12 protein-coding genes and 1 tRNA gene are annotated in these 12,096 nt (G+C 40.0%); 6 read left to right on the top strand and 7 right to left on the bottom strand.

The window, feature by feature from the left end:
- Positions 1-55 precede the first annotated feature (55 nt).
- Together AC2SLL_RS04745 and AC2SLL_RS04750 are read right to left on the bottom strand one after the other, a co-directional pair.
- The gene (locus tag AC2SLL_RS04745) at positions 56-217 is read right to left on the bottom strand and encodes a hypothetical protein (RefSeq protein ID WP_486530533.1); all 162 of its coding nucleotides are present in this window, start codon (positions 215-217) and stop codon (positions 56-58) included.
- 307 nt (positions 218-524) lie between these two features.
- Positions 525-599 (bottom strand) — tRNA-Gly (locus tag AC2SLL_RS04750).
- A gap of 438 nt (positions 600-1,037) precedes the next feature.
- Between AC2SLL_RS04750 and AC2SLL_RS04755 the strand changes: the two genes are divergently transcribed.
- The 6 genes from AC2SLL_RS04755 to AC2SLL_RS04780 all read left to right on the top strand — a co-directional run bounded on the left by AC2SLL_RS04755 (position 1,038) and on the right by AC2SLL_RS04780 (position 5,664).
- Positions 1,038-1,847, top strand: coding sequence for a M48 family metallopeptidase (locus AC2SLL_RS04755; protein WP_486530613.1), 810 nt, complete (start codon positions 1,038-1,040; stop codon positions 1,845-1,847).
- A 180-nt stretch (positions 1,848-2,027) separates the two neighbouring features.
- On the top strand, positions 2,028-2,360 hold the full coding sequence (locus AC2SLL_RS04760; RefSeq protein ID WP_486530534.1) for a BolA family protein: 333 nt from the start codon (positions 2,028-2,030) through the stop codon (positions 2,358-2,360).
- A gap of 55 nt (positions 2,361-2,415) precedes the next feature.
- The gene (locus tag AC2SLL_RS04765) at positions 2,416-2,775 is read left to right on the top strand and encodes a SirB2 family protein (protein WP_486530535.1); all 360 of its coding nucleotides are present in this window, start codon (positions 2,416-2,418) and stop codon (positions 2,773-2,775) included.
- 64 nt (positions 2,776-2,839) lie between these two features.
- Positions 2,840-3,253 (top strand): hypothetical protein, encoded by a 414-nt coding sequence (locus tag AC2SLL_RS04770; RefSeq protein WP_486530536.1) that lies wholly within the window; start codon positions 2,840-2,842, stop codon positions 3,251-3,253.
- Between the two features lie 57 nt (positions 3,254-3,310).
- Positions 3,311-4,639, top strand: a complete 1,329-nt coding sequence (gene fabF, locus AC2SLL_RS04775) for a beta-ketoacyl-ACP synthase II (protein WP_486530537.1) — start codon at positions 3,311-3,313, stop codon at positions 4,637-4,639.
- Positions 4,640-4,947: 308 nt separating this feature from the next.
- Positions 4,948-5,664 carry a hypothetical protein gene (locus tag AC2SLL_RS04780; RefSeq protein WP_486530538.1) on the top strand — a complete coding sequence of 239 codons (717 nt, stop codon included), beginning with the start codon at positions 4,948-4,950 and terminating at the stop codon, positions 5,662-5,664.
- 159 nt (positions 5,665-5,823) lie between these two features.
- On the opposite strand, the gene uvrC is transcribed toward AC2SLL_RS04780, so the two are convergent.
- From uvrC to rimM, 5 genes are all read right to left on the bottom strand, one after another.
- On the bottom strand, positions 5,824-7,668 hold the full coding sequence (uvrC, locus tag AC2SLL_RS04785; protein WP_486530539.1) for an excinuclease ABC subunit UvrC: 1,845 nt from the start codon (positions 7,666-7,668) through the stop codon (positions 5,824-5,826).
- Positions 7,669-7,945: 277 nt separating this feature from the next.
- Positions 7,946-9,454, bottom strand: coding sequence for a DUF3360 family protein (locus AC2SLL_RS04790; RefSeq protein WP_486530614.1), 1,509 nt, complete (start codon positions 9,452-9,454; stop codon positions 7,946-7,948).
- A 547-nt stretch (positions 9,455-10,001) separates the two neighbouring features.
- A complete protein-coding gene (gene rplS, locus AC2SLL_RS04795; RefSeq protein ID WP_486530540.1) occupies positions 10,002-10,424 on the bottom strand; it encodes a 50S ribosomal protein L19 in 423 nt (140 codons plus the stop codon).
- Positions 10,425-10,694: 270 nt separating this feature from the next.
- On the bottom strand, positions 10,695-11,456 hold the full coding sequence (trmD, locus tag AC2SLL_RS04800; RefSeq protein WP_486530615.1) for a tRNA (guanosine(37)-N1)-methyltransferase TrmD: 762 nt from the start codon (positions 11,454-11,456) through the stop codon (positions 10,695-10,697).
- Positions 11,457-11,529: 73 nt separating this feature from the next.
- Positions 11,530-12,060 carry a ribosome maturation factor RimM gene (gene rimM / locus AC2SLL_RS04805; protein ID WP_486530541.1) on the bottom strand — a complete coding sequence of 177 codons (531 nt, stop codon included), beginning with the start codon at positions 12,058-12,060 and terminating at the stop codon, positions 11,530-11,532.
- Positions 12,061-12,096: the final 36 nt, after the last annotated feature.

The following is a 12,096-nucleotide window of genomic DNA, read 5'->3' on the forward strand; positions in this document are numbered from 1 at the left end:
CGCATCGCGGAGTTACCAAACGCAAAAAACCAATTGGGTATTGCCACCATTACCATTAATATGGAAAAACACGTCTGGGTCCAAACCGATCCAGTGCCATACCTACCACCACTCGTCCTGATATGGTTAATGCAACGTTGGCTATTAAAAATAGCTTAATATGATCATTGGTTAGGTAGTTTTCTATTGCTAGCATTGAGGTTACCAACGGTGCCATAGTGAACCAGACATAAAATGTTGTAAAAAACAACAATCGCATTGGTTGTTGTCTCAGCTATGTGTTCGCATAATAGGATATGGATTATAGATAGGGATGTTTTTTTGGTAGATTTAGCGAGAATAAAAGCTGAATGTATGCTTGTGCTTGGCTTGCTAACTATTTAAATCTTGCTAACTATTTAAATAAAGACTAGAAATTAAATAAAGACGAGAAACCAAGATTAGAACCCTGATTTTATAGAAAAAAAGTCTCACTACTCTTAAAATGAGTAGTGAGACTTTTCAATTGCTCTATGAGCCGAATTTGGAGCGGGAAAAGGGATTCGAACCCTCGACCCCAACCTTGGCAAGGTTATGCTCTACCACTGAGCTATTCCCGCGTTAATCAAGCCTTACAACTTGATAGGGTCGATATTATATAGGTTATTTAAAGTCTGTCAACACTTTTTGCTAAAAAATAGTTTATAGTTGTTCAAAAAAGTTATTTAGAATATTCATCAAACTTTTAGAACTTGTATTCATAAGCGAAAGTTAGGGAGTTTTTAGAATAAAATGACTCAATACGAAGCGCCATTAAGTTAAAAGCTCGGGTTGAATAGTCATTCTATTTAATACTAGCTTAAACGAAATAGTGGCTTATTTTAGTCAAAAATAGCCTTATAGGTTATGAATATAGTTTCTTAATGTGCTGTTATAAAGTGTAATTTACAATAATGAGTTAGTTTGTTACGGTCAGAAGGTTATTTTTTATATAGTATTATAATAGACGAACATTATTAACTTTTTTGATAAGGATATATGGAATGCATAGCATTGTAATGAGAAATTTTTTAATTCGTAGTACACTTGCAGCATCAGTTTCTATAATGGCGCTATCGGGCTGTAGCAGCACGACAAATACTGGTGTTTTAGGGGGCGATAGACAACAGCTTCTATTGGTATCAAACGAACAAGTCCTACAACTGTCCGCTCAAAGCTATAATAAGGCAATTCAAGAGGCGAGAAAAAAAGGCGTTTTAGATACTGATGCGGCCACCCTTGCTCGGTTAAAACGCATCGCTAATAGACTCATTGGTCAAGTAGAGTTATATCGTAATGATGCCAGCAAATGGAATTGGGAAGTACACACCATTAAGTCAAACGAGTTGAACGCTTTTGTTATGCCAGGCGGTAAAATAATGTTTTATACGGGGATTATTGACCGTCTAAACCTTACTGATGCTGAGATTGCAGCAATCATGGGTCATGAAATGGCACATGCTATCCGTGAGCATGCTCGTGAACGTATTTCTGGACAATATGCAACCCAAGCCGGTATTGGCATTGCGGCTAGTGTATTTGGTTTATCACAAGGTCAAGCGCAACTTGCCACTATTGCAGGTGATTTGGGCATTAGCCGTCCACACAGCCGTACGCAAGAGTCTGAAGCTGACAAAGTTGGTTTAGTGCTGATGGCAAAAGCAGGATATGACCCGCAGGCAGCAATTACCCTATGGCAAAAGATGCAACGTGCTGCTAAAGGTGAACCACCGCAGTTTTTAAGTACTCACCCCTCAAGCTCTAACCGTATTGCTTCACTGCAATCTTTAATGCCTCAAGTTAAACCTTATTATTTGCAAAGTCGTTAGTTTATGATTACATCTTTTATGATGTCAATCTATAAATAAACTTTCACGAAGACAGCCATTTAATAAGTAATGGCTGTTCTTTGCATTTTTTACTAGAGTGTCACACCCTTTAGCTGTTAATATATTATATACAGTTAACACTTGTTTTCTAATATTGATTTAGCTCAGGAACTTTTCACAGTGCAAACTCAAGACAAAATTATTCAAAGTTTACAAGTCTTAAACCCTACTCATACCCAGCTTATTAATGAGTCAATGAATCATGCAGGCTACTTTGAAGGTAAAGAGAGTCATTTCAAACTTACGATTGTCAGTGAGGCATTTGAAAATAAGCGTTTGGTCGCGAGACATCAATCGCTTTATGCGCTTGTAGACGCATTAATGACAAGTCAGGGAGGAAGCATTCACGCCCTTGCTATTCACGCTTATACCCCTGCAGAGTGGGGCTTACTAAATAAAAATAATGGCAATGTTCCCCAAAGCCCGCTTTGCGCGGGTACAAATGCTAACTAATAACTCAGCATTTTAACTGCTTGTTATGCTAATTGCCTGAGACTGTGAGACAGTTATGAAACATATACATATGATGATGGCGTTTATTACCATTGCTTTATTTCTATGGCAAAGTTATTTGCTGATAATTGCGAATAAGCGCCTAACTAAATCAGTCAAAATAGCAACACATGTCGTCTACACGTTATTGGTGGTTTCAGGGGTCATGGTTGTTATGCCCTTACTGTCTACCAACGCCCCATTACAGTGGGTTGCCGGTAAAATCATATTACTCGTTGCAGCAATAAGTGCTAGTATTAAGGCATTTAGATCGACAGCTACCAAAGAGCAAAGCAAAGCAGGAATTTTTATTGCTTTAGTTGCTTATGTTGGTATTTTGGCTTTAGCTTTTATTAAACCCAGTAATTTTATTTAATTATTTAATATTGGTCTTATATATTTATATGAATGGATCAAATCACTTGAATTTCGGATTGTATATGTTTACCTCAATGAAATCTCTCTTATCCACAAACAGCGTATTGCTTATGAGCTGTCTACTGCTCTCTAGCTGCGCCAGTACGGGAAATATATCGCCACAATATATTCCGCCAAGTAATTATCAAAGCTATGACTGTAAGGGTCTTTCACAAGAATATAGCCGCATCAATAGTTATGTTGAAAAAACGCAAGCTCAACAGTCTTCAATTACCACAACAGGTGTTGGCGTTGGGGTTTCTGCAGGGCGCTGGGGAATTTCTCCAAATATCAATATTGGTTTAGGGAAAAGGGGTAACACTCAAGCTCGTGACGCCAAACTTTCCCGTCTTTATGGCGAACGCGATGCAGTTATCCAGTCTGCACGTATGAAAAAATGTGCCTTTGCTACTCATTTAAAGATTTATGGTGAATAACTGGTAATAATTGAATAGCAATAATTAATGGATAGCATTAGATAAGGAAATACAACTATGACTCAATCTTCTTCTCGTCAAGCAAAACCGCCACACTTTGAACGTGATGACCAACAGCGCATTGTTATTACTGGTATGGGAGCTATCACGCCATTGGCATTGGATGCGGATAAGACGTGGCAGCGTATTCTAAAAGGTGAGAGCGGTATTAAGCCAATCACCCATTTTGATGCCTCAACCTATCGTGCACAATTTGCTGGTACAGTTGAAAACTTTGACCCCAGTCAATTCATGCCCGCTAAAGATGCCAGACGCTATGATAGCTTTATTCATTATGGCGTGGCTGCTTCGAGCATGGCTCTCAAAGATGCGGGATTTATCTCAGAAGTTTCTGCCGATGATGCTTTAGTTGAAAATGTAGACCCAAACCGTTTTGGGGTTATCATTGGTTCAGGTATTGGCGGTCTACAAACGTTGGAAAACAATCGAGATGACCTAAGAGAAAAAGGCATACGTCGAGTTTCGCCCTTTTGTATTCCAGGCACAATTATCAACATTACCGCAGGTATTGTCGCGATGAAACACGGTTTAAAAGGTCCCAACCTTGCTACCTCAACAGCCTGTACGACAGCGACCCATGCCATTGGTCTAGCAGCTAGATTAATCGCCTACGGTGATTGCGATGTGATGTTAGCAGGTGCTAGTGAAAAGGGTTCAAGCCCACTAGGAATGGCAGGTTTTGCAGCAATGGGAGCCCTATCCACTCAAAACGATGATCCTACTGGCGCAAGTAAGCCTTTTGATAAAAATAGAGATGGTTTTGTACTCGGTGATGGCGCAGGCGTGATGGTTTTGGAGAGCTTAGCGCATGCCAAAGCTCGTGGTGCAACTATCTTAGCTGAATTAGTAGGCTTTGGCATGAGCGATGATGCTCATCATATTACCGCGCCACCTGAAGGTGGCGAGGGTGCTGCACGCTCTATGAAGCATGCAATACTAGATGCGGGTATTAAACCGTGTGATATTGGCTATATTAATGCTCATGGCACCAGTACACCAGCAGGAGATGTTGCAGAGTCAGCCGCTATCGAAAATATTTTTCACGAATGTAAAGATGATATTCTGGTAAGTTCAACTAAATCGATGACGGGTCATCTACTTGGTGCGGCAGGTGCTATTGAAGCCATTTTTAGTGTTCAGGCATTACAAGATCAAATTGTTCCACCCACCATCAACCTAAAAGAAATTGACGAAAACTGTCGTTTAGATTACGTTGCCAATCATGCCCGTAAAGTTGAAGGGTTGAATTACGTCATGTCTAATAGTTTCGGATTTGGCGGTACCAATGGCTCACTTATTTTTTCTCGCTGGGAGAAATCAGAGTAGCTTGTAGCTTATTATTACTCATGTCATCATTAAGCTGCCATTTCTGATTTGCTTTTAGAGCACTAAGGCACTAAAGAGCAACTGGCTATCAAACCCCTGTTTAGGGCTTATTAGTCTAGTTACTCTTTAATGACTATTACTGAGTATTTTAGATTTATTAGGGCTGCATTGAGTTCACAAATAAGCATCACTGTGCTATGTTTGGATTCAATACAGCCTTTTATAATTAAGCCTACTAAGAAACATACCTAGAATAAACTTTTGACACATATGCTCAAAAATATTTCGCCTAACTGGAAAATACTCATATGACACAAATTGCATTTTCACATCAGTTTTCAAATCGTTGGTTAGCCGCCCCTCAGCAAATTAAAAACGCCATTGTTCAGGAGCTTGATGATATCGTTCAGCTGTTAGACCATAAAACTGAACTTAGTGAGTTTAAATTTACTACGCCAGATCTCCGAAGTTATATAGATACTATTTACGCAGATTTAGCTCGCGAAAAAGCAGCTAAACTGGCATTGCAACAGAAAGAAAAACTCGCTAAAGAAGCGCTAATAGATGACCAAGAGGCTTTAAAAGCAGTAGAGAATAAAATGAGTGATGCATCAAGCACCTCTAATACCCCCAGTAGTGGCAATAGTACCGACCAAAGTGATCATGCTAAAAACAAAACACACCTTATTATTAAGCCATCTTACGGCAAACCATTAACAAGCCAAGATACTGTCCTTAATGCTAATAAGACAGAGAACGGTAATGACAATAACAATAAAAGGAATCAAGAAAACCAAAATTCTAACTCTGCGGCTTCTTGGTCTGATCCCAAAACTGAATTAGAGAAACAGCCTGCTAGGGTAGAGGACTCAGTTACTTTATCTTCGGCAAATGATTGCACAGAAATTGATGAGTCTCTACTCAAAGAGCTTGAAACCCGAATAGACGATTATTTGAGTGAACAGCTGGCTATCATGTCTGAGGATTTAAAGTCCTGGCTTAGAGATCAAGTCAGTAAAAAATAAAAATCGCTGCCAGATGACCACTCCGTTCTAACCCCTACCCTCTAACTATAAAACCGCTTATACACTTTTATATAAACATATAAGTATATAAGCGGCTTTTATGCCTACTAAAAGCAAACTTAATGGAAAAATTGTGTAATAGACATAATCCAGTCCGCCTTAATCATGCAATACTTTGTAAATGGTTTTAGCCAATACACTTCCAATACCCTTCACACCTGATAGCTCTTGCTGCGAGGCACCTAGTAATTGCTGTAGCCCACCAAAGTGATTCAACAAATCACGACGACGCTTTTCGCCAAGACCAGGTATGGCCTCTAAAACGGACGATGATCGACGTTTATCTCTTTTCTTTCGGTGGGCAGTGATGGCAAAACGGTGCGCTTCATCGCGGATGTGCATAATGAGATGGAGTGCTTTAGAATCCATGGGTAGATCAAGTGGCTCATGATCAATAAAATGCAGTACCTCAAGCCCAGCCTTACGCCCTTCACCTTTTGCGACGCCAATTAACAACGTATCATCCAATATACCTAACTCTGAAAGCACATTTTTCGCCATATTCAACTGACCTTTGCCCCCATCAATCAACAACAAATCAGGTAAAGGCTGTTTTTTGTAACGTCGATTTAGAACTTGTGACATGGCAGCATAATCATCGCCACCTTGAATGTCGTGAATAGCATATTGACGGTAATCCCTTTTTCGTGCCCCGCCCTGATCAAAAACAACGCAACTTGCAATAGTCGCCTCTCCCATCGTATGTGAGATATCAAAACATTCAATACGGTCAATCGTAGTGTGAGTAATGGGCTCAAGAGTTTGTTTTAAAGCCAAAAACCTTGCATGCAACTCTAAATAATCGCCCAATTTAGTTTTTAAGGCGTTATTAGCATTTAGCTTCGCCAAGTCTAACCATTCCGCTCGATGTTCACGCACACTCGTTTTAATAATCGTTTTACTCTCAAAATGAGTACATAATGCTTCTTGAACGGCAGTTTGGTCTGGCAGTTCATGGCTTATAATAATTTCATTTGGCAGATCATCGGTGACCTGAAAATAGAAAGAGATAATAAATGCTGATAAGTTTTCGCCTATCGGCGCACTACTATCGACATCTGGGAAGTAATTTTTTCCGCCCAAGACACGGCCACCCCGTACGGTAAGTACATTAACACAAGTCATACCCGCTTGACTGGTAATGGAGATAACATCTGCTTCTCCCTTCACAGTGTACACTGCCTGACGGGCCTGTACTTCTCGCATTCTTGACAACTGATCGCGATAAAATGCGGCTCGCTCAAAATTCAGCTCATCAGCAGCCGATTCCATCTTATCGATAAGTGCCGTATGAATGTCACTTGAATCGCCACGCAAAAATCGAATGGTATTGTTTACATCTTCGGCATACTCTTCAGGTGTCACGAGTCCAACACAGGGCGCACGGCAACGCTTAATTTGATACTCCAAACATGGACGTTTGCGTTGTTTAAAGAATGTATTGGTACACTGACGCATCTGAAACATTTTTTGCATTAGAACTAGCGTTTCTCTAGCGGCATGTGCCGAAGGAAATGGGCCAAAAAACTTTCCTTTTTGATGCTTGGCTTTTCCGCGTCCATAGGCAAGTCTAGGATAAGGTTTATCAGCTGAGATAAAGATATATAAATATGATTTATCATCACGTAGCAATACGTTATAAGGTGGGCGATGCTCTTTGATTAGGTTTTGTTCAAGCAGCAGGGCTTCAGTTTCACTTCGAGTAATAATAGTTTCGATATTATGAATACGAGACACTAGCGCACGAGTTTTTGGATGGTCGATGGATTTAGCAAAGTAGCTATTTACTCGACTTTTTAAAGACTTAGCCTTCCCTACATATAGAATATCACCTTTTTTATCCAGCATCTTATAAACGCCAGGCAAGTTGGGCAAACGCTGAATGAGATGCTTAAGGCGGGCTTTTTTTTCATCGATATTATTAGATGCAGTTTCACTGATCATAGTAGTCGTATAGTCAATAATTATAGTCGAAGTACTCCAATGACGCAGTCTCAAATAGTTACAAAGCAACTAAGTACAGTTGTAAAGCAAACGAGGTTAAGCCCGCAACCATTTAGAATTACTTTGACTATATAACGCCAAAATTAAGTTTAGATTATTTATTAATGGGGGGATGAGTAGCCAATTACAAGTTAAAAAAGCCAGCACAAGGCTGGCTTTATGATATTTAGCTTGATTTCATTCATCTGAATAATCTCAATAAACACAACGTCATTATTTATTTGCTGAAACTCTCTAATAGCGCTGGGATACCTGGTAACATTCCTACCATGGCCATGACGACAGTCAATAAGATGAACATAGCTGCCGGTATAATCCAGCGGCTCATTTTAGTTAGATTAGCGCTTCGCTCTTTTGAGCCAATCAAGCCTAAGTTATCAAGCAGCACTGTGAGCGACCAACCAAATGCAGGATTAACCAATGCTGAGGCGAATACAACAATAGCGGCAGACTGTGTCGTTTTCCCTTCACGCGTCATTTCCATCCCAGCTTCAAGTAACGGAATGAATACACCCACAATTAGCGCCACACACATGACAGGCTCCCAAATAGCCAAGTCCATTGGGTAACCCCATATAGAAGCTACCACGCAAAAAAGTGCCGTTAAAATTGCACCTGCAGGAATCGGACGTTTAGCAATAGCAGCCGGCACAATATAGGTACCCCAAGATGAAGCAAAGTTTGCACCACCCAGTGCAGACCCCACCACCTGACGAAAAGAAGTACTGACCATGGTGTCATCAATATTCATTACCACTTTTTCAGTACGTTTTGGATAACTGATTTTTTGAAAGACTTGATGACCCAAAAAGTCTGGGGACCACATAGCCACTGCTAAGATTGCAAATGGTAATACAACGATAAAGCTCTCTAAACTTGGTAACCCCAGCATCCAACCTGTATTGTCGCCCCACCAATAAGCAGGGCTCATATGAGGCATACCTGGTGCGGTTACAAAATTGAAAGGAGCACCTAGTAAGAATGCGCTTCCACCTCCTAATAAACAGCTTAAAGGTACGGCAAGCCAACGCTTATTAAAGTGTTCTAAAATGGCATACAATATGATTGTTCCTAGAATTACCACAAAGGCTATATGCGATAAACCTATGCTTTCTGACCAAGTTAGTAGTTTTTTTACTTGACCAGTTGTTCCAATAAAGCCGAGGTAAAGTAATAAACCACCGCATACCCCTTTACTGGTTAAGTTTGCAAGTAAGCTGCCCCCTTTACTCATTGCAAGTAACAGACCAAATAGACCAATCAACAAGCCAAAAGCCATTGGGTGGCCACCCGCAAGTACCACAATAGGAATCAAAGGTATGAGTGGACCGTGCGTTCCCGCTAAGTTGGCTGTCGGTAATAAAAAACCTGAAAATAAGACAATAAATAAAGAAACGATAAGCAACTCATATCGTACGTTTTCCAAGATAAATGCATTATTTAAATCTAATGCGCCAGCAAATGTTGCTGCAATTGCGCCCACCATTACAATTTTACCAATCGTCGCTGCTAAAGCAGGAATCGTATCTTCAAACTCAAAACGATAATCACGAAAAGGGAGGTTCGGTTTCCAGCGCTTTGGTTGCATAATCTGCAACTCGTGATTTAAATAAGCATCACGGCTATCAAAACTTGAGCTAGGTTTATGCAGTTCCTTATACTCGCCCACTAACGATATATCATTGTTACTAGCAAGGGATTGTTGATAACTCTCTGAATTAGACATTTGGCTATTATTCATTTTACCTCCTTTTGCAAATGCGAGATCCTCCATGATAACCATCAAAGATTAATATAATCGAAAACCTCAATTTGCACATTTGGTACCATTATAAGGCGCTTATTTTAAGTCAACATCCCCAAAATTACGAGCCTAAATTAAAAACTGATAAAAATTAGCCACTTACCCTTATTGTAATATTAATCCTTAAGTAGACTAAAATACTATAGTCAAAGAAGTCTAAAATAGTTACAAGGCAACCGAGTGCAAGTACTACTGGAGTAGGCTTAACGAGGTTAACGCCGTAACCGTTTAGTAGTTCGCTGACTATATAATCAAATGTTTAATGTATCAATGTGCTAAGTACCATATCATCAAATGCTAGCCGTTTTAACAAGGTAGTTAGTTATGCTAGGTCGTTGTATAGGCAAAATATAAGCCGTCACACAAAAGACCCCCAACCTTTTATAAGGGGTGGGGGTCTTAGTTTTAATAGCCACAAGCTGATTAATTTATAGCTAATGGATTACATAAGTAAAAGAAGCGGCTAAGCTTAAATACCTGGAGCTGTTTCAACTGCGTCTGGAACACCAGCGTCAGTTTTAGGCTTTTCAGATGAGCGGTAAGCCAGCTTTTCACGAATACGCGCAGATTTACCAGAACGCTCACGCAAGTAGTAAAGTTTCGCACGGCGAACAGCACCACGACGTTTCACTTCAATGCTATCAATAATTGGCGAATGCAATTGGAAAGCACGCTCTACACCAATACCACTGGATATTTTACGCACAGTAAAGGCAGAGTTTAAACCGCGGTTACGTTTCGCAATAACCACACCTTCAAATGCTTGAAGACGCTCGCGGTCACCTTCGCGTACTTTAACTTGGACAACTACGGTATCTCCAGAAGAAAATTTTGGATGTTCACGTAGTTGAGAAGTTTCAACTGCTTGTACTAATGGATGTACGTTGCTCATGAGAATGCTCCTCACATGGGATGACAGAGGCTCCACGCATGCCACCCGTTTATAGTAATTGCCTTATACGCTTCATATTGGCGACATAAGGAAACGGGAATAATAGAATCTAATAATTTTTTAAACTCACATGTCATAATCAATGACATCTAACCTAATAAGATAATTAATAATATAGTCACTAACTAATCTAAAATTAGTTAGCAATATCTCTGGATAATAAATTTTTAATATAAAGCCAGCAAGATATCAAAGAGGCATACTCACAATTTACTCTATCTCGCTTTTAGCCTGCTTAAGCAATTTTTTCTGATCTGGGGTAGGGTTAAACTTCTCCCATAAATCAGGACGGCGCAGCTTGGTACGTTTGACTTGTTGTATAAAACGCCATTTCGCAATATTAGCATGATGACCAGACAACAACACTTCTGGAACGCCTAAGCCTCCAAACTGATGAGGTTTTGTGTAATGGGGACAATCAAGAAGTCCATCAACAAACGAATCTTGCTCAGCAGATTTCGCATCCCCCATTACATTGGGTAATCGACGAATAACGCTATCCATCAAAACCATTGCAGGGAGCTCGCCACCTGTTAACACATAGTCTCCAATGGAAACTTCCCTATCAACATGCTGGATTAGCAATCGTTCATCAATACCCTCGTAACGACCACACAATAAAACCATGCCATCAAGCTTGTTAAATGACATCACCACACTTTCGTCTAAAATACGACCTTGCGGAGATAAATAAATTACTGGGCAGTGCTGAGCATCAACAGTACAACCATGCTTTTTTGCTTGGTCTTTTGCATAACTAATGGCTTTAACCAGAGGTTCTGCCATCATGACCATACCGGGTCCACCTCCAAAGGGGCGTTCATCAATACGGCGATAATTATCTGTCGTAAAGTCTCTAGGGTTAATAAAGTCAACAAAGACTTGTTTTTGATGTACTGCTCGACCAGTAATGCCGTAATCTGTAATAGATTTAAACATCTCTGGTAAAATTGTGATGACCGCAAAATACATTTTATCTTTCCAGCCAACCTTAGTCATCAATCAAGTCCGTAAACGACAACGTATACGACTTAAAGTATGGGAATTAAAAATCACGTTCCCAATCTACAGTTAATTGACCCCTGTCCAAATCAATACCATCAATTGTCTGCTTATGCCATGGAATCAAGCGTTCTTCATCATCAATACTGTCTGCGCTTGGTTTAATAACCATTACTTCGTGCGCGCCAGTCTCAAATAGCTCTTTGAATGTGCCTAAACACTCATCTTGCTTATTGACTACCCTAAGTCCAATTAATTCAGACAGGTAGTATTCATCATCAGCTGCTTCAGGGAAAGCATCTTTAGCAACCCAAACACTGACACCGTTCATAATCTCAGCCACGTTGCGATCAGCGATTTGTTCAAACTGCGCAACAAGACCCGATCCTTGACGACGCCAATTACTCACAGTAAGCGGTTTAAAACCACTTGCTGTTTTCATCCACCACGGCTGCATATCAAAAATAATGTCATGGTTTTCAGTTTCACTATAAACCCATAACCAGCCTTTTATGCCGTAAGGTTTTTTTAGCGTTGCTATTTTAACTAGACTGTCAGCACTAGGTGCATTCATAAGTATTGCTGCACTATCTATCATATATGATTAAAA

The sequence above is a fragment of the Psychrobacter sp. CX97 genome (assembly GCF_057396285.1).